Here is a 22,241-nt window from a genome sequence, read left to right as displayed (position 1 = left end):
GTGTGTGTAATGGTAGGTCCAGCTAGTATTGCGATTATTGCAGGTGTTGCTGTCATTATTTTTGGTCCCAAAAAACTTCCTGAACTAGGAAGAGCGATGGGTTCTACACTCCGTGAGTTTAAATCTGCAACAAAAGGTTTAACAGACGAAGATTTTGAAAGTACAAAACAAAAAACAGTTGAAACAAACAGCGCAAATGAAGTAAAAGCTGTCGAAAAAATCGAAGAGACGAAGTAGGGTGTTCATCTGATGGAACAAGAAGAACTAACAGTCGTTGAACATATAGAGGAACTTCGAAAGAGGCTATTAATTGTTGCAGGATTCTTTGTTTTAGCGATTATTGGAAGTTTCTTTTTAGCACAACCACTCATACAATTTTTACAACATACTGAAGAAGCAAAATCGCTTCAATTGCATGCTTTTCGTGTTACCGATCCAGTGAAGGTTTACATACAAGTTATCTTTATTTTATCGCTTGTTATGACATCACCGATTATTCTATTTCAGTTATGGGGTTTTGTGAGCCCAGGACTTTATGAAAAAGAGCGCAAAGCGACATTACGCTATATTCCGTATGCATTCCTATTGTTCATTGTAGGGGTTGTATTTTCGTATTTAGTGTTACGTCCGTATATGTTGAAGTGGATGATGGGGTTAGCAGGAGAAATGGATGTTGAACAGACCATTGGAATCTATGAATACTTCCAATTTTTAATGCAAATTACATTGCCATTTGGATTGATTTTTCAGTTGCCAATCATTATGTTATTTTTGACGCGTCTCGGAATCATTACGCCAATGGGCATGTCAAAAGTAAGGAAGTACGCATACTTTGCGCTACTCTGTGTAGCAGCAGTCATCGCACCTCCAGATATCGTGTCACATATGATTGTCACATTACCATTATGCATTTTATACGAAATCAGTATCATGATTTCGCGTATAGGTTATAGAAGTTATTTGAAAGCAGAGCAGCAGCGAGAAATGGAGCTAGCTGCATAATATAAAAGAAAAACTGGAATCGTACTGTTGTGCGATTCCAGTTTTTTGTTGCGAACGCTAAAAAAAAAGAGGCTCTTTTTATTGCATAGATTGTAGCGTTTCGAGGTATTTTTGTATTTTGTCTAAATTGAGATTCATGATGATAACAAAACCATTCAACATCGTATGTGCAATAATCGTTGTGAGCAGTCGTTTTGTTTTGTTATACAGAAAAGCAGTGATGAACCCAACAGTTGCGTAGATGATGATATGAGAAAAATCCATATGCACGATTGCGAATACAACGGCGCTGACACTCGCTGCGATGAAAAAGTTCGTTGTTTGGTTTAACGATGCGAAGATGACGCGACGGAATACGACTTCTTCAAGGAATGGTCCAAAGAATACAATACTGATGATCGCAATAGGGGCTGCTTTAGCCATTGCAGAAAGTTGTGCTGTATTTTCAGAACCAGGTGTAATACCAAGTGACGTTTCGATTAAACCAGCAAGTGATTGGCCAATTAAAATCATGAAGAATCCTAAAACGCCCCAGCCAATCGCTCCCATAGTAGAATAGCGCTTGCCACCGACAAAAGCATTTTTGAAAAAGTTTTTGTCACGTAAGATGAAGAAAATCGTTACAAGTGTACCGAGAAAGAACGTGAAGAAGATGGTCCAACCGCGTGCTTGTGCGGACAGTTCATCATTAGTGATGCCTGGTTCCAACCATTGAATAATAGAAGCAATCGGCTTTAAAAAGATGATAGGTGATAGTTGCATGAGTATATATGTAATTAATATATAGAGTGGTGTTTTTTTAGTTTTCATAAGCAAATCCTTTCCGGAAATATTGGTATCTCTATTCTACCAATAAGTTGAAGCAAAAAGAAAATGTAAATCGGTCATCTTTTTATAAAAAAATAAATGTTATGACTTGCAAAAAAAATCGAGAGTGCTTATTATTAAGACTATAAGTTAGCACTCATTGTATAAGAGTGCCAACAAACAATATTGACGCATAGAAATTAGGAGGTTATTAGAACATGTTAAAGCCATTAGGTGACCGTATTATTATTGAGGTAGTAGAAGTAGAAGAAAAAACAGCATTCGGTATCGTACTACCCGACTCTGCAAAAGAAAAACCACAGCAAGGTAAAGTTGTAGCAGTGGGTTCTGGAATCGTAACAAATAGTGGTACAGTGGTGCCGTTAAGCGTAAAAGCAGGCGACCAAGTAATTTATGCTCAATACGCAGGTACGGAAGTAAAATACGAAGGTAAAGACTATTTAATTCTACGTGAGAGCGATGTTTTAGCAATCGTAGAGTAATCTAACATATACAAATAAACGAACGGATTGATTTTCTAGGAGGGAATTATACAATGGCAAAAGAAATTAAATTTAGCGAAGATGCACGTAGTTTAATGTTAGCAGGTGTGGATAAATTAGCGAATACAGTAAAAGTAACATTAGGACCAAAAGGCCGTAATGTTGTATTACAAAAAGCATTCGGTGCGCCACTTATTACAAATGACGGTGTTACAATTGCAAAAGAAATCGAACTAGAAGATCCATATGAAAACATGGGCGCAAAATTAGTTTCTGAAGTAGCTTCAAAAACAAATGAAATCGCTGGTGACGGTACAACAACTGCAACAGTACTAGCACAATCAATGATTACAGAAGGTTTAAAAAACGTAACAGCTGGTGCAAACCCTGTCGGTATCCGTAAAGGGATTGACTTAGCAGTTGAAGCAGCAATCAAAGAACTAAAATCGATTTCAAAACCAGTTGAAAACAAAGAAGCAATTGCACAAGTAGCTTCTATCTCAGCTGCAGATGACGAAGTAGGTTCATTAATCGCAGAAGCAATGGAACGCGTAGGTAATGATGGTGTTATTACATTAGAAGAATCAAAAGGTTTTAATACAGAACTAGAAGTTGTGGAAGGTATGCAATTTGACCGCGGTTACCTATCTCACTACATGGTAACAGATACAGATAAAATGGAAGCAGTATTAGATAATCCATATATCTTAATTACAGATAAAAAAATCTCAAACATCCAAGAAATCTTACCTGTGCTTGAACAAGTTGTACAACAAGGTCGTCCAATGTTAATCATCGCAGAAGATGTTGAAGGTGAAGCACTTGCGACACTTGTATTAAACAAATTACGCGGTACATTCAACGTAGTTGCTGTAAAAGCACCAGGATTCGGTGATCGTCGTAAAGCGATGTTAGAAGATATTGCGATCTTAACAGGCGCACAAGTGATTACAGAAGAAATTGGTTTAGATTTAAAAGAGACAACTGTAGACCAACTTGGACGCACAGCAAAAGTAGTTGTAACAAAAGACAATACAACAATTGTTGAAGGTGCTGGTCAACAAGAAGCAATCGAATATCGCATTGCCAACATTCGTAACCAATACGAAGATGCAACTTCTGAATTCGATAAAGAAAAATTACAAGAACGCTTAGCAAAATTAGCTGGCGGTGTTGCCGTAATTCGTGTCGGTGCAGCAACTGAAATCGAACTAAAAGAACGTAAACTACGTATTGAAGATGCTCTTAACTCTACACGCGCAGCAGTAGAAGAAGGTATTGTAGCTGGTGGTGGTGTTGCATTAGTAAGTATTCATGCAGCAGTAGAAGCCGTAGCGAATAGTACAGAAGGCGACGTAGCAACAGGCGCGCGCATCGTATTACGTGCATTAGAAGAACCAGTACGTCAAATTGCAAATAACGCAGGTTTAGAAGGGTCTGTCATCGTAGATCGTCTAAAACGTGAAGAAGTTGGAACAGGCTTCAACGCAGCGAATGGTGAATGGGTGAACATGATTGAAGCAGGTATCGTAGACCCAGCAAAAGTTACACGTTCAGCACTTCAAAATGCTGCATCTGTAGCTTCATTATTCCTAACAACAGAAGCAGTAGTAGCAGACCTTCCAGATAACTCATCAGCACCAGCAATGCCAGATATGGGTGGCATGCCAGGAATGATGTAATCGGAATTTAATCGATTACTACACAAATAAAAGGAATCGCCAAAATATGTGCGATTCCTTTTTTGTATTTGAAAACAATTAAAGTCTTTTTAACTATTAATATTTTTTAAAGTAGTTAATTAGACCAGTTGAAATACCTTGTGCCATTGCTTTACGATAACTATCTGTATTAATCTTTTTTAGTTCAGATTTTCGGTTCATATAACCGTATTCTAACAGTGTACCGATGTATGGGTTTTCGCGTAGAACGTGTAAGTTTTGATAGCGATATTCTTCTGCAGGTACGTCTGAAACAGCTGAAACTGGTCGATCTAATGCGTTAAATAAGTATTTCGTAAATGTCTTTTCAGCTTTTTTTGTATAAAGAGCTAAATAGCCTTCCTCACTTTTTTTGTTATATACATTGTGATGAACACTAATAAAGGCATCTGGTTTAGCAGATTTTGAAATTTGTACGCGTTTTTCGAGTGATAATGTTTTATCCGTTGTGCGTGTCATAATGACTTTCGCACCATCTTTTTTAAGTTGTTGTTGCAAAGTTTTAGCAGCTTTTAAGTTTAAATCTTTTTCAGCGATACCATAATAATAAGCACCTTTTTGCGCGCCACCATGTCCTGCATCTACGACGAATGTTCGACCACTTAATGGACCAAAAATCGTGCCTTCTGGATATGCGTTCTCTTTGGAAGTAGAAATAATACCGTACTTATGTGAGACATAACCTGTTTTGCCTTTTGCGTATTCGATTTTAAACCAACCATTTTTAGCTTGGGCTTTAATTTTAAATTGATCGCCAAAGCGAACAGTAGCCAATTTTTTTGACGTAACACTACTTGTCTTTCTGACATTAAGTGTAGCGGCAGTGATGGAGTAGTACTTTCCAACCTTTGTGCTACTAGTAGAGAGTATAATTTTTGTTAAGTACTTGGAAGATACATAACCAGTTGTCTTACCTACTTTTACTTTCGACCACGTACCTTTTTTTGCAGTTTGTGTGACAACTGTATTTTTTTTAAGTAATTTTATAACCTTATATTTTGTACTAGGACCTGTACGAAGATTTAATGAATTTGTATTTGCGACTTTTAATTGAATAGATGCTGCTGAAGCTTGTTCAGTAGGTAAGAAGAACATCGTAAAGACTAAACAAATACTGAGCAAGAATGACATGGTGTGTTTCTTTTTAAATTGCATAATTTCCCTCCTATTTCCTTAATCATAATATTAATGATGTATAAAATAGTATAAAAAAGGGAATTGTGATAAATTTGTATTATTTGTAACATATATGAAATAGTCGGGTGATGCATAATTGATTTTAATTTTTGAAAAAACGTATCTTATAGCTAATTCAAAGAATGAAAAAACTTAACGCATGTATAAATTTAAGCTATTATTAGAATAGAAATTACAATAAAAATATGAAAAAGAAAACTTAATGTAGAAATAAAACGTCTTATTAAATAGAGAGAGATGAAACAATTATTTAGGAGGTATTTCAATGCCGCGTCCTGGAAAGCAAAAACGCAGATATATTAGCGGATTGGACGGATTACGAGCTATTTCAGTATTAGCTGTTATTTTATATCATCTACATATTGATGGAATTGATGGTGGATTTCTTGGTGTAACCGTATTTTTCGTATTGTCAGGTTATCTTATTACAGATTTATTAATTAATGAATTCGAAAAGAATGGAAGAATAGATTTTAAGAGTTTCTGGATTAAGCGATTTAGAAGGCTCATTCCAGCACTTGTATTAATGTTAGTTGCATTAGTGACGTGGATTACATTATTCCAGCGTTCTTTCTTAGAAGGATTACGTGAAGAAGTTGCTGCGGCTTTTTTCTATGTGAGTAACTGGTATTACATACTTCAAGATCACTCATATTTTACAAAGTTTGCGCCGCCTTCACCACTGCAACATATGTGGTCACTTGCGGTAGAAGAACAATTCTATATTATATGGCCGATTTTAATGTTACTAGCGTTAACATTTATTCGTTCAAAAGGAAAGCTTGCAATATTTATTGTCCTACTGTCGTTTATTTCAGCAGAGGCAATGGCATTCATGTATAGTCCTGATGCGGATCCAAGTCGTGTTTATTTCGGGACGGACACACGTGCCTTTTCAATTTTACTAGGTGCGGCATTGGCATTCGTATGGCCAAGTGCAAAATTGAGTCCGAATGTAACACCTGATTTGAAAAAAGTATTGAATATCGCAGGTTTGGTCAGTTTAGGGATTTTAATCATTTTAATGATTTTCACACAAGAAGACGGTAGCTTCTTATATTATGGTGGTATGTACTTGGCTTCGGCAGTAACGGCAGTATTAATCGCTGTTATTGTACATCCAGCTAATTCCATTGCGAAGATTTTTAGTATTAAGCCGTTACTATGGATTGGTGAACGCTCTTATGGTATTTATATTTGGCACTTCCCAATCATTGTATTATTAGGAATTGCAGTTAAAACAGATGAGATTAGCGGTATGAAAATTCTATTAGCATTGGTTTTAACATTTATTTTATCAGCATTGTCGTATCGTTTTGTGGAAAATCCAATTCGTCGTGGGGAATGGCGTAATTGGTTGGCTGTCTTTAGAAACGGTACATGGTCGTGGAAGTGGAAACAGCAAAACATGAAACAGCGCTTTACAATGCTTGCTATTTCAGCGATTGCGATTGTTTTCACGTACGGTATGATTGTCGAACCTGCTCCACAAGCTTCTAAAGAGAATGAACTGGAGCAACATCTAAAAGAAGAGCAGAAGTTAAAAGAAGAACAGCAAAAAGCGAAAAAAGAGCAAACCGCTGAAGAACGTAAAAAAGCAAAAGAAGAAGCCATTGCAAAAGCTAAAAAAGAAGCAAAAGAAGCAGCTGTAGCTGAGAAAAAAGCAAAAGCTGATGAAAAGGCGAAAAAAGAAGCGCAATATAAAAAAGATGTCGCCAATGGTAAGATTGCATTAGCTAACACACCGATTACTGCATTGGGTGACTCTGTTATGCTGAGTGCTGCTAGTGCTTTACAAGCAGATTTACCGCGTATTGATGTCGATGCGACAGTGGCATTACAAGTTGATGCAGCGATTGATAAATTGCGTACAAAGGTGAATCAAGGACAGGTATCGAATACGGTACTAATTGGTTTAGGCTCGAATGGTACATTTACAAAAACGCAGTGGGAAGAGATTTATGAATTACTTGGATCAAAACGTCAAATATTCTTAATGAATGTGCGCGTGAGTCGTAGTTGGCAAGATAGTGTGAATAAGACGATTCGAAATGCAGCGAAAGAATATGATAATGTACATGAGATTGATTGGTATGAAGCATCTAAAAATAAACCACAAATCTTTTATAATGACCATATCCACCCGAACCCTGAAGGTGGTAAATTCTATTCGAATTTAGTAGTTCATGAAATTGCAAAGTACAAAAAGAAAAAATAATACAAGAGACTAGAACAAAATTCTAGCTAAAAGCAAAAGAGCTTCGGCATTTTCATATGCTGAAGCTCTTTTGCTATTTATTCCACATGTTCGTATAATGCGATATTTTCCATGTAGTTTACAAGGCGACGTAAGTCTTTTTCTTGATCGCGTGTAATTTTGCCTTCTTCATATAATAAGTGAATTTCTTGACGTTCTGTTTCGAGCATCACTAAATTTAATTCTTCTTTTAGTTCTTCTTCGCGTACAGAGTCCATTGTGACTTTTTTTCGTAGGCGTTCGTATGCTTTTTGATATTCAAAAAGAATAACGGTGTATAGCTCAGGATGATCTGATTTTTTTCGTTTTTCTTTTAAATAATCGATTGCTTTTTTATAAGCGTGTCGACGAACATCTTGACGCATGAGAACATACGATAGATATTTTTCTTTTTCGTTATTATAATGCTTTTTAGCAATAGATAACTCGCGTAAAACTTTTCGTAATGTAAACAATCCACGTTTCCAAGTGCTAATCGACAGCATTTTTTCGCGATCAGATATAGAATGTAGTAATGACTGGTACATATGTTCATCAAGTTTATGATCTTTATACAATCCATTGATATAGTCACGTTCAACTTGTAATGCATTCAAGCGAATACGTTCTAATTTTGGTGCATGTTTTGAACTACCTGAATCATCTGCATTGGCTTCTAATTGTGTCTGTCTGAATAGATGTTGTAAATTATCAATTAAATCATAAATAATATAACGATTTTCCTCGTTAATTTTTGATTGCATCTTTTTTACAGTTTGCACTAACACAAAACTTTTCGCCTCATGGAATGACAGCTGACCTTCTTTTACAACCGTCATTTCTTCTTTATCCGTTAGTAACGGTAAGAAGGCTGTAGCAATAATCAGTGTGAAAAGAATAACACCAGAAGCTAAAAATAAGATTAAAGATCGTTCTGGAAATGGTTCTCCTGTATCGAGGAAGAATGGTAATGATAAAATCCCCGCCATTGTGACAGCACCACGTACACCAACCAAACTACTAATTAGACTCATTTTCAGCGTTGGTTTTTCATCTCTTTTTCGCTTGAATTGCCACAGTGCAAATAAATGTGACCAAACGAAGCGTATAAGAAGAATGATTGCACCAATTGCAGATGCATAAAGAATTAAAATCCAATTATCGATTTGTGTATCTAAAATCGATTGCTTCATAGATAATGGAATATTTAAACCAAGTAATAAGAAAACAACGCCATTTAAAACGAATAAAACGATTTCCCAAGCACTCTCTGTTAGTACTTGTTCTTCTGCAAGGACAGTTTCGGTTTGTTCTTTAAAAATAGCTTGAATAATCCCTGCAATGACAACGGCGATAACGCCAGAAGCATGAAAAATATTTTCCACAATGAGATAAATGATAAAGGGCGTTAAAATTTGATAAAGTGTGTGGAAAACAGCATCTCGTATGCCAGCACGTCTAAAAGCAAATCGTAATTCAATTAGAACAAATCCAAGAACTAAACCTAAAATCCCTCCTGCTAAAAACGTATAAGAGAAATTTAAAATGGCACTTTGGAATGAAAAATACCCTGATACAGCTGCAGCAACTGCATATTTAAAAGCTACTAACCCTGAAGCGTCATTGATAAGTGATTCCCCGCGTACAACACTTAAAATCTTTTCAGGTATTCGAATACGTTTTGCAATGCCATTTACTGCAACAGGATCAGTAGGAGATAGGATGGCAGCAAGTGCAAAGGCAGCAGGGAGTGGAATTGTTGGCACAAGCCAGTGAATAAAATACCCACCGCCGATCGTTGTGATGAGTACCAGTACGATGGCATTCCCTAAAATAGGTAGTCTCATACTCCATAATTCTTTGCGTGGAAAATAGCGTCCATCATTGTATAATAACGGCGCAACAAAAAGTAATAAAAACCATTCGGTATCGAGTTCTAAGTCTAAGCTTGGAACGAAAAGTGCTAAAATAACACCGAGACCAATTTGAATTAAAGCAGTCGGTAAAAATTTTACATAGTGGCTAATAATATTAGACGCTAGTAAACCGATTAATAAAAAGAGTGTAATCATTAATAAATTCATAGCAAGACCCTTTCAAAATAGGATTAATTTAAGGTTACCGTAAATGGAACAAAAAGCTAAATTAAACGCTTGCGTATTTGAAAAGTGTTCAAGAGTTTGTAAGATAAAACAATGTGGTTCCGAGTCAATTTGATTTATACTAAGGAAGAACATGAATGAACGGAGATGACAGACGTTGAGAAAAGTAGTCGTAATTGGTGGCGGTATTACCGGAATGAGTACGATGCATTACTTGCAAAAACAAGCCAAAGAACAAGGGTTGGACCTCGCTTTGACATTGATTGAAAAAGACGCACAAATCGGTGGTAAGATGGTCACAAAACAACGTGATGGTTACTTAATGGAAGTTGGTGCAGATTCCATCGTGTCGCGCCATGCGAGTGTTCGAAAATTAATCGAAGAATTACAATTAGAAGATCGAGTTGTTTATAATGACACAGGCGTTTCATATATTTTAACTGAAAATCAGTTACATGCAATTCCAGAAGATAGCGTGTTTGGAATTCCTATGAATGAACAAGCATTAAATAAAAGTACGCTTATTTCAGAAGAAGGAAAAAAAGCTGTTTTACAAGACTTAGAAAAAACCGAACTTCCTTTTACAACAAATCATTCGGTCGGAGAATTTTTAACATATTATTTAGGTGAAGAAATTGTTCAAAAACAAGTCGCACCTGTTTTATCTGGTGTCTATTCAGGTGATTTGAATAAATTAACAATTGCTTCTACTTTACCCTATTTATTTGAATATAAAAATGAATTTGGAAGTATCATGCGTGGATTTGAAGCAAATAAAGCGTTCTACCAAGAGAATGCCAAAAAGAAATTCATCTCGTTTAAAAATGGCCTAGTAGAATTATTTGAACGAATCGAAGAAACACTAGAGAACGCGACGATTTTAAAAAATACGTCGGTGGAATTGTTAAAACAAGACACGAATGGGTATAAGATTCAAATAGATACGGGTGAATGGTTAGATGCAGATGAAGTCGTATTAGCTGTACCGCACCAAGTCGCACAAAAACTATTGAAGGAAGAGCCTTTCCAACGTGATTTTGAAGAACTACAAACGGGTTCTATTATTACAGTTTACTTGGCTTATGATTTACCGAATGATGTGCTACCAGCAGATGGTACAGGATATATTGTATCATCAGGTAATGATGTAGATTGTAATGCATGTACATGGACAAGTCGCAAATGGCGTCATACTTCTAAAGAGGATAAGTTACTTATCCGTATGTTTTATAAAAAGAATAATCCTCGTTTTGAAGAATTTTGTCAGATGACAAATGATGAATTAGCACAAATAGCACGTCAAGACATCGAAAAAAGCTTAAAAATAATAGATGAACCAACATGGATTGATGTAAAAAAATGGTTTGATGCGATGCCAATTTATAATTTACAACATAAACAAGCAGTTGAACGTATTGAAAAACAAATGGTGAAATATCATCCACATGTACATTTAGCTGGTTGTTCGTATTATGGTGTGGGGATTGGTTTATGTATTCAAAATGGTGAAGAAGTTGCTACGCGAGTTATGAATCAATTTATTCAAAGACAACGAGAATTCGTATAAAGTGTGAAAGGAGGATTCCATAATGAACAGGAAATTAAGTTTAACGATTGGCATTGTTTTGTTTGTTTTAGGTGTTGCACTAATTTTCAATAAACAAATTATGGGGTTCATCGTGTCACATATGAGTAATCAAGCAATTGAGCAGTTTGATGAACAAAAAGCACAAAATGCGGATGACGTAAGCTTTGATTTTGGTAATGTGGAAAATATTAGCTTACAAGATGTATTAAAGGCACAAATGAATCAAGGTGATGTACATTCAATTGGTGCATTAAGTGTTCCCGATGTATCTTTACAATTGCCTATTTTATACGGAATTTCAAATACAAATCTAGCAATTGGCGCAGGTACATTAAAGAAGGATATGAAAATGGGGCAAGGTAATTATGCATTAGCAGGTCATAATATGAATAATGATAAAACATTATTTAGCCCTTTAACGAAAGCAAAAAAAGGAATGCTTATGTACACAACGGACTATAAGCGCGTGTATACGTATAAAATTACAAAAATCTTTATTACAGAAGCAACTGACGTTCAAGTTATCGAAAATCAAGCTAAAAAAAGACTACTTACGCTCGTTACATGTAATTATGATGGTTCGAAACGATTAATTGTACAAGGTGAGTATGTCAATGCGCGTGATTTTGATTCAAATGCTGGCGATGCATTTACGATAAAAAAATAAAATATGAAGCGTATGAGATGTGAAAAAATCTCATACGCTTTTTTTAATACCTATTACTGAATTTACGAAATATTGTGATAAAGTAAGCGCTTTTTCGTACAATATTTAGCTGAAAGTGGTAGAAGCTATTGACGGTACTCTATTTAAGAGGTATGATTCTTTTAATATTTTAAAAATTCAATAATTTCTTATCAAGAGAAGCCGAGGGACTGGCCCGACGACGCTTCAGCAACCAGCCATTTAGATGGTCAGGTGCTAATTCCAGAAGGACTTATGGTTCTTAAAAGATAAGAAGGCTAATTTTCAAGTGTCAGTTCAAACCTTCTTATGCAATGTAAGAAGGTTTTTTTATAGCTTTTTTGAAATGAAGGAAGGATGGGGAGTGTATGGGGTTACTAGAAGATTTAAAGACAAAGGTATTAACAGCAGATGGCGCAATGGGGACACTGCTCTATTCATATGGGATTGATTTTTGTTATGAAGAACTGAATGTTCGAAAGCCGGAAGTAATTGAGAATATTCATAAACTATATATTGAAGCGGGCGCTGATGTCATTCAGACGAATACGTACACAGCGAATACGATTAAGTTAGCTCGCTACGGTATTCAAGATGAATATGAAGCACTGAATCGTGCGGGTGTAGAGGTAGCGAAAAGAGCTGCAAAGAATGGCGAGTACGTACTTGGAACAATTGGTGGAATTCGAGGTATTCGTAAGGATGAACATTCACTAGATGAGATTATTGAATCACTTGTTTTACAAGCAAAAGTATTACTTGATGCAGGTGTAGATGGTTTACTACTCGAAACATTTTACGACTTAGAAGAGCTTGAAACATTAGTGAAAACAATTCGCATATTCTCAGATGGACCGATTGTAGCGCAAGTTTCGATGCATGACCCAGGGGTTTTATTAAATGGAATGAAGTTGAATGATGCACTGCAACATTTAGAAAGAGCTGGAGCTGATGTTGTCGGTGTGAACTGTCGGTTAGGCCCGTACCATACAGTGAAGGCGCTTGAAAATGTTGAGCTACCAAAGAACTCGTTCTTATCTGCGTATCCGAATGCAAGTCTACTCGATGTAGAAGAAGGAAAAGTGGTATATGAATCAGAAGCAGAATATTTTGGGCGCGCTGCAGTTGAATTACGTGATGAAGGGGTTCGCTTAATTGGTGGATGCTGTGGAACAACACCTGAACATATTCACGAAGTGAAGAAACATTTATCAGATGTTTTACCAATGGAAAATAAAGAAGTTATCACAACTAAAGAAGAAGTGATTCGTGAAGCTAATGTGTCTAAATTTGAACCACTTCACGAGAAAGTAAAAAAAGGGCGTTCCATTATCGTTGAACTTGATACACCGCGCCATTTAGAAACGGAAAAGTTTTTAGAGGGAGCAGCGATTTTACAAAAAGCGGGCGCCGATATTGTCACAATGGCAGATAATTCACTTGCTTCACCGCGTGTATCGAATGTGGCGATGGGATCGATTTTAAAATATGAAAAGAATGTACGAGCATTAGCACATATTACATGTCGTGACCGTAATTTAATCGGGCTACAATCTCATTTGATGGGCTTAGATGCATTAGGTATTCACGATATTTTAGCTGTGACAGGTGATCCAACAAAGGTAGGGGATTTCCCAGGTGCTACAAGCGTCTATGATGTATCGAGCATTGAATTACTACAATTAATTAAAAAATTAAACGAAGGTATTTCTTTCTCGGGAAAACCACTACGTAAAAAGGCAAACTTCTCTGTAGCGGCAGCATTCAATCCGAATGTACGTGTCGTCGAACGTGCCATTCCACGTTTAGAGAAAAAGATTGAAGCAGGTGCGGATTATTTCATTACACAGCCTGTTTACTCAAAAGAGAAAATTATTGAAATTTATGAAGCAACAAAACATTTAGATACACCGATTTACATCGGAATCATGCCACTAACAAGTTTACGAAATTCTGAGTTTTTACACCATGAAGTGCCAGGCATTAAGTTGTCAGATGAAGTACTTGAACGTATGAAAGCAGCAGATGGCGATAAAGAACGCGCACAGGCAGAGGGTGTCCAAATTGCGAAAGAATTAATTGACACAGCTGCATCACTCTTTAACGGTATTTATCTGATTACACCGTTCATGCGCTACGATATGTCTGTTGAATTAATTCACTACATTAAGGAATTAGATGAAAAGGTTAAGGGAGGAAGTCACGTTGTCGAAACATCTCATTGAAGAAAGAATTAAAGATCATATTCTCGTATTAGATGGTGCGATGGGTACCATGTTACAAAATGCGAATTTAACGCCAGATGACTTTGGGGGCGATGAATATGATGGTTGTAACGAGAACTTGAATTTAACACGACCGGATGTTATTGCAGGAATTCATCGTGCTTATTTTGAAGCAGGAGCGGATATTGTCTCAACGAATACATTTGGTGGTACACCACTCGTATTAAATGAATATGATTTAGGTCATCAAGCAGTTGAAATTAATAAACGTGCTGTCGAAATTGCCAAAGAAGTAGCAGAGGAATTATCGACACCTGAGTGGCCACGTTTTGTTGCAGGTGCGATGGGCCCAACGACGAAGACATTATCTGTAACAGGTGGTATTACATTTGACGCGTTAAAGCATGACTTCTATGTACAGGCGAAAGCTTTGATTGAAGGCGGCGCAGATGTACTACTCCTTGAAACATCACAAGATATGTTGAATGTAAAAGCAGGTACACTTGGTGTTAAGCAAGCTTTTGAAGAACTCGGTAAAGAAATTCCAATTATGATTTCAGGTACGATTGAACCGATGGGAACAACACTTGCTGGTCAAAGTATTGAAGCCTTCTATATTTCAATTGAACATATTAAACCACTATCAGTTGGTTTGAACTGTGCGACGGGTCCAGAGTTTATGACTGACTACTTACGTTCATTATCTGAACTAGCAACAAGTTATGTTAGTTGTTATCCGAATGCGGGTTTACCAGATGAAGAAGGGCATTACCACGAAACACCTGACAGCTTATCGAAAAAGCTTGCTGGTTTCGTTGAAAAAGGTTGGTTAAATGTCGTAGGTGGTTGTTGTGGAACGACACCGGACCATATTCGTGCGATTCGTAAAGTGGTAGAAAATGCACCGCCACGACCATTAGAAGAAAAAGAACCGCATCATACAGTTTCAGGAATTGAAGCACTTGTATATGATGACTCTATGCGACCACTATTTGTAGGAGAACGTACAAACGTAATCGGTTCACGTAAATTTAAGCGTCTAATTATCGAAGGGAAGTTTGAAGAAGCAGCTGAAATTGCACGTGCTCAAGTGAAAAACGGTGCGCATGTTATTGATATCTGTTTAGCGAATCCTGACCGAGAAGAATTAGAAGATATGGTTAACTTCATGAAAGAAGTCGGACAAAAAGTAAAAGTACCATTCGTTATTGACTCAACAGATGAAAAAGTAATTGAGGAAGCTTTAAAGTATTCACAAGGTAAAGCGATTATTAACTCCATTAACTTAGAAGACGGCGAAGAACGCTTTGATGCTGTTATTCCAATCGTGAAAAAATATGGTGCGTCAATTGTTGTTGGAACAATTGATGAGAAGGGGATGGCTGTTGACCGTCATCGCAAACTTGAGATTGCCAAGCGTGAATACGACTTACTTGTGAATAAATGGGGCATTGAACCAGAAGATATTATTTTTGATCCACTTGTATTCCCTGTTGGAACAGGTGATGAACAGTATATTGGTTCAGCTGTTGAAACAATCGAAGGAATTCGCTTAATTAAGCAGGAGCTGCCACGTGCTTTAACGATTCTAGGTGTATCGAATGTATCGTTCGGTTTACCACCTGTAGGACGTGAAGTGTTAAATGCAGTATATTTATATAACTGTACACAAGCTGGTCTTGATTATGCGATTGTGAATACTGAAAAATTAGAGCGTTATGCATCGATTCCAGAAGAAGAAATCAATTTAGCGAATGATTTATTATTCAACACAACAGACGAAACATTAGCTGTATTCACTGATTTTTACCGAGATAAGAAAAAAGAAAAATCAGAAGATGATATTCCGAAAACTGTACCAGAACGTTTAGCTTACTATATTTTAGAAGGTACAAAAGAGGGGCTAATTGAAGATTTAGAATTAGCGCGTGAGATGTACGATACACCACTTGATATTATTAATGGACCGTTAATGGAAGGGATGGCGAAAGTCGGCAAGCTATTCAATGAAAACCAATTGATTGTAGCAGAAGTATTACAATCAGCCGGCGTAATGAAAGCAGCGGTTGCCCATCTAGAACAGTTCATGGAGAAACAAGTAGATGATGTCGGTAAGGGTAAGATGTTACTTGCAACCGTAAAAGGTGATGTACATGATATCGGTAAAAACTTAGTAGAGATTATTATGAGTAATAATGGTTATACGGTTGTAGATTTAGGTATTAAAGTTGCACCGCAAACATTAATTGAAGCCGTACGTAAAGAGAAGCCAGATATTGTCGGGTTATCAGGACTACTTGTAAAATCAGCACAACAAATGGTTATAACAGCACAGGACTTCAAAGAAGCCGGAATCGATACACCGATTATCGTTGGAGGAGCAGCATTATCGCGTCGCTTCACTGATACGAAAATTGCAGCAAACTATGATGGACCTGTGATGTATGCAAAAGATGCAATGGCAGGGCTTGAAATTATCAACCGATTACAAGGTGAGGAACGAGAAGAATTACTCGCTGAAATCGCTACAGCACAACAAAAACGTGCTGAAAAAGAAGCGAATAAACCAGCAGGAGGTACAGCTGTAGCCGTAGCAACACGTCCTGTTAAAACAGTAAGCAGTGACTTTAAAGTATATAAACCGCATGATACAGAACGTCGTGTTATTCGTGACTATTCTGTAAAGCACTTATATCCATATGTGAATATGCGTACACTAATCGGTCACCATTTAGGACTGAGAGGTTATAGTGAGGACTTACGTCTTAGCGGCGACAAACGTGCGAATGAGTTATATGATTTAGTGACAGAATACTTACAGTCAGATTTATTATCGGCTTCAGGTATGTATCAATTCTTCCCAGCGCAATCTGATGGAGATGATGTTGTCATTTATGATCCACAAGATGAGAAAACAGAGATTGAGCGTTTTACATTCCCACGTCAAGAAAAAGCACCATTCCTATGTTTAGCAGACTTCTTAAAGTCTAAAGATAGTGGAGAGATGGATTATGTAGGTTTTATGCAAGTGACAGCAGGGCATGGTGTAAGAGAATATGCACAACGATTAAAAGAGCAAGGGAAGTTTTTAGAAAGTCATGCGTTCCAAGCAACAGCGCTTGAACTTGCGGAAGGATTTGCAGAGCGTATTCACCAAGAAATGCGTGACCATGCAGGTTATCCAGATGCGACAGACTTTACAATGCGCGACCGTTTTGCAGCGAAGTATCAAGGTCAGCGCTTCTCATTCGGCTATCCAGCATGTCCGAATTTAGAAGATCAAGAAAAGTTATTTAAATTGTTACGACCAGAGGATATTGGGGTAGAGTTAACAGAAGGCTTTATGATGCAACCAGAAGCATCTGTTTCTGCGATGGTATTTAACCACCCAGATGCTCGTTACTTTAACGTATAAAATGAAAAGCGTTCGATATGAGATATTGAACGCTTTTTCCAATGGGTCATTTTAAGTGACATTTGTCATATGACATCTATGACAATCACCCCTATGTGAATAGTCCATACCCCTTTAAGATTAAGGAAATAGGGATGGGGGCAAAAGAATGGAACGTGAAAGAACAAAAGAGTTACACAAAGCGGTTCAACCGTTTGCAAAATCAGATCGCACCAAAAGTATTTTCCAATTGATGAACACTATTATTCCACTAGTAGCTATGTGGGTAATTGCATATATGATTATTGACCAGACAGTTGTAGGAGCGATTGCACTGAGTATTGGTGCAGCATTCTTCGCAATTCGTACCTTTATTATTTTCCATGATTGTACACATGGGTCGTTCTTTAAAAACAAAAAAGCAAACGCAGTATGGGGAACAATTACAGGGATTTTAACGATGTTTGGCTATTCACAATGGCGTCATGAACATCTTTTACACCATGCATCAAGCTCAAATTTAGATGCACGCGGTGTAGGCGATATTTGGATGATGACAGTAGAAGAATATCAACAAGCATCAAAAATGAAGAAAATCGGCTATCGTTTATACCGAAACCCACTTGTTATGTTTGGGCTAGGGCCACTATTCTTACTATTAGTAGTAAACCGTAAAAATCGTCGTGGTGCGCGTATGCCAGAACGTATGAATACGTATTTTACAAATATCGTATTAGTCGTGCTATATGGTGCAGTCATTTATTTCTTAGGTCTTGTACCATTCTTGCTTGTAACCGGATTATCAATGTATATCGCAGCGATGCTAGGTGTATGGTTATTCTACATTCAACATACATTTGAAGATTCATACTTCGAAGAGAAGAGTGAATGGAGTTATGTGAAAGCAGCAGTAGAAGGTAGTTCATATTATAAATTACCAGCTGTTTTACAATGGTTAACAGGAAATATCGGTTTCCACCATGTACATCATTTAGCGCCACGTATTCCAAACTATGCACTAGAAGAAGCGCATGAAAAAACACCACCATTACACTATGCAACGACGATTACATTAAAATTAAGTTTGGCATCACTTAAGTTCAAATTATATGATCCAGAGACATATCAATTTATTACATTTAAGCAGTTGCCACAACATATCCGTAAAACATCAGTAAAACCAATTTTACCAATTAAAAAAATTGTATAGTACGGGGGCGAGGATGAATGCTTTTATATTCCTCGCTTTTTGTTATAATATGGAGAATGAGACGAGAGGTGTGAGCAGCATGATTAAAATTGTCATTGCAGAAGATCAGGGCATGTTACTAGGCGCTATGAAGGCATTAATTAATATGGAAGATGATATGGACGTTGTGGCAATCGCTCAAAACGGTGAAGAAGCACTTGAGAAAATTGCAGAACATCAACCAGACATCATCATCATGGATATTGAAATGCCGGGTAAAACAGGGCTAGATGTAGCAGAGCAATTAAAAGATCAAGAATATAAAATTATTATTTTAACGACATTTGCACGCCCAGGATACTTTGAACGAGCGAAAAAAGCAGGAGTACGTGGGTATTTATTAAAAGACAGTCCAATTGAGGAACTTGTCAACTCAATTCGCGTGATTGTGGATGGTCGTCGTATTTACGCGCCTGAATTAATTGACATCGTATATGAAGATGATTCGAACCCTTTAACAGAGCGTGAATCTGAAGTACTTGGTCTTGTTGCCGAAGGAAAAACAACGAAAGAAATTGCAAAAGAATTGTTTTTATCGCCAGGAACAGTAAGAAATTATATCTCAACAATTCTGGATAAGTTAGATGTAAGTAATCGCATTGAGGCGATTGCGCGTTTTAAAGAAAAAGGTTGGAACAAATAGTAAAGAGAGGATGGGAATAAGAACCCTACCTCTCTTTTTTGTATCGACTATTTTTTCTTGGTGAGGCGGCCCAATAAAAATGCGGCTGCACCAATGCCAATCAATGTATTTGTTTTTTTATTGAACACTTGTTTAGCAACAAGATTTATATTTTGCGGGCGTTCTGCTAAACGACGCATAAAGTATCCATACCAATCTTCGCCATATGGAATATACGTGCAGAATGGATAACCCTCATCTGCAAGTGACTTTTGTAAATCTGTTCGGAAACCATAGAGCATTTGGAATTCATATTTTTCTTTTGCAATCGCTTGTTCTCGAATAAAAGTTTGAAGATGCGCGATGATACGATGATCATGTGTTGCAATCGATGTGAATTTTCCGTTTAATAGATGGTATTCAGCTAAACGGATAAAGTTGGCATCAATTTCACCTTTTGTTTGAAAAGCAACCGTTTCAGGCTCTTTATAAGCACCCTTTACAATTCTGACACGCGTGTTCTTCAATGTTTCTAAATCATCCATAGCGCGATGAAGATAGGATTGAATAACAGTTCCCACATTGTCATACGTTTTTGAAAGTTGTAAAACGAAATCAAGTGTCACTTGTAAACGTTCATAGTTCTCCATATCGAAATTCACGAATAGTTTGTATTGTTGCGCACAACTTACGATTTCCTCAATGTTTTGATAGCAAAAATCAACATTTAAGTCGAGACCAAGCTGTGAAGGCTTAAGTGAGATGTGCGCATCGAGTTGATGCTCATGTATCACTTCAATCATGCGTAGAATTTCTTCTTTTGCAGCGATCGCTTCTGCTTCATTTTGAACAAATTCCCCTAAATGGTCGACTGTACAAGAAATCCCCTGTGCGTTTAGTTTCTGAATACTTATAATGACTTCATCTAAATTTGTTCCTGCAACAACAGTTTGTGCGCCAAGCTTTAAACCATATTTTTTTGCGTTGTCATTTAAAAATTGATTTTCAGATAATGCGATGAAAAAATCTTTAAGTGCCATATAGCAGACCCCTTCGCTAATGAATTTAAAAGTTTATTGTTCTTTAATTAAAACATAAAATTCTTAGAAAAACATAAATTTTATGGTAGATGTAGAGAATCTTTTGAATAGAAAGAATTTATATTTTATATAAAAGCAAATGTGAGCATAAAAATTGAGAACGAATTCTATCCATTATAAGATAGACTTGTAGCTGAAAACTAATGATTTTAAACCTTTTTGGACTATTTTGTTACAGAATTTACACTGTTTTATGACAAACGAGTTGCAATTGAGTCTCAAAATCTGTAACTTGTTACTAGGTACAAAATTAATATTATGACAAAAAAGTCGTCTTCTCACATGGAATGGGAAGACGATTTTTTCATTCACCAGAAAATTTCTCATGAATCATTTGCATTTGTTTATTGAACAGTGTTGGATACGATAAAAATCCTAAAATAACACTCGATAATGCAGCTGTAGATAGTAGCATGAAAAGAACGAGTAACTGGAATTGCACCGCTTGAATAGGATCAGCTCCTGCAATAATTTGACCACTCATCATACCAGGGAGTTGAACCAATCCGATTGTTTTTTGGCTTTCAATCGTTGGAATCATACTCGCTTTAATCGAAGAGATCAACTGTCTATGAATCGCTTGTTTTGGTGTACCACCTAATGACAAGATTAATTCAATCTGGTCTTCATAGGCTTCAATTTCAGAAGAGAAGCGATTTAAAAATAGAATAGAGAGAACCATCGCATTTCCAATTGCCATACCACTTAGGGGAATCATATATTGAGGTGTAGCTGGTACTACGTTTAGACCAATTAAAATAGACATTGTAATCACTTCAACTGTTAAAAATGTGACGACAAGTTTCCACGTGATCCCATCAATATGTGAACCTTTTTTTCGCGCATTTAATGTAGCGGCTAAAACCATTAAACCAATCATCAGTCCTGTATAAAGATAACCATCACTTGTAAAAACAAATTTTAGAATATACCCGACAATGAGTAGTTGAACAATCGAACGAATCGTTGCGATGATTGTGTCTTTTTCTAATTGTAAGTGTAGCGTTTTTGAAAGAATTAAAGGAATTAAAACGAATAATAAAGTAATCGCAAGTGCTGTATAACTCATGCATCTACCCCCTCAATAAATTGTTTAACTCGCTCATTCTTCGGTGACTTTAGAATGGAACTCTCGCCTGCTTCTATCAATTGGCCATCCATCAATACCCATACATAATCACCTAAATGAATCGCTTGCTCTAAATTATGTGTAATCCAAATAATTGTTACATGGTATTTTTTATTAATCTTTTGAATAAGCTCCTCAACTTCACGTACAGAAATACGATCGAGTGCAGAAGTAATCTCGTCTAATAATAAAATTTTATTGCGATTGACGAGTGTACGTGCAATGGATACACGTTGTTTTTGCCCGCCAGATAAGTCCAATGCATCCTTTTTAAGAAACGTTTCGTCTAGTCCGACGTCCTGTAAGATAGAGATGGCATCTTCTCGTGATAATTGTTGGTTTTGAAGTGTACGTGGAAGATTCAAGTTATCATAGACTGTTCCTTTAATCATAGGAGCAGATTGAAGGGCAATTCCGACTTCTCTGCGTAAATCAACAGGGTTATAATCCTGTGCATTTTTATTATAGATTTGAATCTCTCCGCTTGTTGGGGAGATGAGACGATTACACATCTTGAGTAAAGTTGTTTTACCAGCACCAGAAGGACCAACGAATGTGGTGATTTTCCCATCTGGAATAGATCCTGTAATGCCATTTAAAATCGTTTGTCCATCAATTGTTAGATGAACATCTTGAAAATGTATAGCAGGTTGATAAATTGAATTCAAAAAAACCACTCCT

17 protein-coding genes and 1 riboswitch are annotated in these 22,241 nt (G+C 36.7%); of the genes, 11 read left to right on the top strand and 6 right to left on the bottom strand.

Going from position 1 to position 22,241, the window contains the following annotated elements:
* Window positions 1-9 precede the first annotated feature (9 nt).
* On the top strand, window positions 10-237 hold the full coding sequence (locus ACKVQX_RS14105; RefSeq protein ID WP_068450632.1) for a twin-arginine translocase TatA/TatE family subunit: 228 nt from the start codon (window positions 10-12) through the stop codon (window positions 235-237).
* Window positions 238-249: 12 nt separating this feature from the next.
* Window positions 250-1,002, top strand: a complete 753-nt coding sequence (gene tatC / locus ACKVQX_RS14100; protein ID WP_068450634.1) for a twin-arginine translocase subunit TatC — start codon at window positions 250-252, stop codon at window positions 1,000-1,002.
* 78 nt (window positions 1,003-1,080) lie between these two features.
* On the opposite strand, the gene ACKVQX_RS14095 is transcribed toward tatC, so the two are convergent.
* Entirely contained in the window at window positions 1,081-1,812 is a 732-nt protein-coding gene (locus ACKVQX_RS14095) for a CPBP family intramembrane glutamic endopeptidase (RefSeq protein WP_068450636.1), read from the bottom strand.
* A gap of 215 nt (window positions 1,813-2,027) precedes the next feature.
* On the opposite strand from ACKVQX_RS14095, the gene groES reads away from it, so the two are divergent.
* Window positions 2,028-2,312, top strand: a complete 285-nt coding sequence (groES, locus tag ACKVQX_RS14090) for a co-chaperone GroES (RefSeq protein WP_068450638.1) — start codon at window positions 2,028-2,030, stop codon at window positions 2,310-2,312.
* Between the two features lie 53 nt (window positions 2,313-2,365).
* Window positions 2,366-3,994, top strand: a complete 1,629-nt coding sequence (gene groL, locus ACKVQX_RS14085) for a chaperonin GroEL (protein WP_068450641.1) — start codon at window positions 2,366-2,368, stop codon at window positions 3,992-3,994.
* Window positions 3,995-4,090: 96 nt separating this feature from the next.
* On the opposite strand, the gene ACKVQX_RS14080 is transcribed toward groL, so the two are convergent.
* On the bottom strand, window positions 4,091-5,188 hold the full coding sequence (locus ACKVQX_RS14080) for an N-acetylmuramoyl-L-alanine amidase (RefSeq protein WP_409136434.1): 1,098 nt from the start codon (window positions 5,186-5,188) through the stop codon (window positions 4,091-4,093).
* 307 nt (window positions 5,189-5,495) lie between these two features.
* On the opposite strand from ACKVQX_RS14080, the gene ACKVQX_RS14075 reads away from it, so the two are divergent.
* Window positions 5,496-7,448, top strand: coding sequence for an acyltransferase family protein (locus ACKVQX_RS14075; protein WP_068450646.1), 1,953 nt, complete (start codon window positions 5,496-5,498; stop codon window positions 7,446-7,448).
* Between the two features lie 77 nt (window positions 7,449-7,525).
* On the opposite strand, the gene ACKVQX_RS14070 is transcribed toward ACKVQX_RS14075, so the two are convergent.
* Window positions 7,526-9,550 carry a Na+/H+ antiporter gene (locus ACKVQX_RS14070; RefSeq protein WP_087680609.1) on the bottom strand — a complete coding sequence of 675 codons (2,025 nt, stop codon included), beginning with the start codon at window positions 9,548-9,550 and terminating at the stop codon, window positions 7,526-7,528.
* A gap of 175 nt (window positions 9,551-9,725) precedes the next feature.
* On the opposite strand from ACKVQX_RS14070, the gene hemG reads away from it, so the two are divergent.
* The 6 genes from hemG to ACKVQX_RS14040 all read left to right on the top strand — a co-directional run bounded on the left by hemG (window position 9,726) and on the right by ACKVQX_RS14040 (window position 19,352).
* On the top strand, window positions 9,726-11,135 hold the full coding sequence (hemG, locus tag ACKVQX_RS14065) for a protoporphyrinogen oxidase (RefSeq protein ID WP_068450652.1): 1,410 nt from the start codon (window positions 9,726-9,728) through the stop codon (window positions 11,133-11,135).
* Window positions 11,136-11,157: 22 nt separating this feature from the next.
* Window positions 11,158-11,823 carry a class A sortase gene (locus ACKVQX_RS14060; protein ID WP_068450654.1) on the top strand — a complete coding sequence of 222 codons (666 nt, stop codon included), beginning with the start codon at window positions 11,158-11,160 and terminating at the stop codon, window positions 11,821-11,823.
* Between the two features lie 185 nt (window positions 11,824-12,008).
* Window positions 12,009-12,117: riboswitch (SAM riboswitch) on the top strand.
* 92 nt (window positions 12,118-12,209) lie between these two features.
* On the top strand, window positions 12,210-14,066 hold the full coding sequence (locus ACKVQX_RS14055; protein WP_087680608.1) for a bifunctional homocysteine S-methyltransferase/methylenetetrahydrofolate reductase: 1,857 nt from the start codon (window positions 12,210-12,212) through the stop codon (window positions 14,064-14,066).
* The gene (gene metH, locus ACKVQX_RS14050; RefSeq protein WP_156422322.1) at window positions 14,047-17,481 is read left to right on the top strand and encodes a methionine synthase; all 3,435 of its coding nucleotides are present in this window, start codon (window positions 14,047-14,049) and stop codon (window positions 17,479-17,481) included. Before ACKVQX_RS14055 ends, metH begins: the two co-directional genes overlap by 20 nt.
* A 148-nt stretch (window positions 17,482-17,629) precedes the next feature.
* Window positions 17,630-18,670 carry a fatty acid desaturase gene (locus ACKVQX_RS14045; RefSeq protein WP_068450657.1) on the top strand — a complete coding sequence of 347 codons (1,041 nt, stop codon included), beginning with the start codon at window positions 17,630-17,632 and terminating at the stop codon, window positions 18,668-18,670.
* 79 nt (window positions 18,671-18,749) lie between these two features.
* The gene (locus ACKVQX_RS14040; RefSeq protein ID WP_068450659.1) at window positions 18,750-19,352 is read left to right on the top strand and encodes a response regulator transcription factor; all 603 of its coding nucleotides are present in this window, start codon (window positions 18,750-18,752) and stop codon (window positions 19,350-19,352) included.
* Window positions 19,353-19,399: 47 nt separating this feature from the next.
* Here the strand turns inward: ACKVQX_RS14040 and ACKVQX_RS14035 are convergent, their stop codons facing one another.
* The 3 genes from ACKVQX_RS14035 to ACKVQX_RS14025 all read right to left on the bottom strand — a co-directional run bounded on the left by ACKVQX_RS14035 (window position 19,400) and on the right by ACKVQX_RS14025 (window position 22,228).
* A complete protein-coding gene (locus tag ACKVQX_RS14035; RefSeq protein WP_068450661.1) occupies window positions 19,400-20,371 on the bottom strand; it encodes a proline dehydrogenase family protein in 972 nt (323 codons plus the stop codon).
* A 364-nt stretch (window positions 20,372-20,735) separates the two neighbouring features.
* Window positions 20,736-21,500: an ABC transporter permease gene (locus tag ACKVQX_RS14030; RefSeq protein ID WP_068450663.1), complete on the bottom strand. Its 765-nt coding sequence runs from the start codon at window positions 21,498-21,500 to the stop codon at window positions 20,736-20,738.
* Window positions 21,497-22,228, bottom strand: a complete 732-nt coding sequence (locus ACKVQX_RS14025) for a phosphate ABC transporter ATP-binding protein (RefSeq protein WP_068450665.1) — start codon at window positions 22,226-22,228, stop codon at window positions 21,497-21,499. Before ACKVQX_RS14025 ends, ACKVQX_RS14030 begins: the two co-directional genes overlap by 4 nt.
* Window positions 22,229-22,241: the final 13 nt, after the last annotated feature.

It is taken from the genome of Kurthia sp. ISK08, from assembly GCF_046159805.1.
Classification (GTDB): domain Bacteria; phylum Bacillota; class Bacilli; order Bacillales_A; family Planococcaceae; genus Kurthia; species Kurthia gibsonii.
This window is presented reverse-complemented; position numbering and strand designations above follow the sequence as displayed.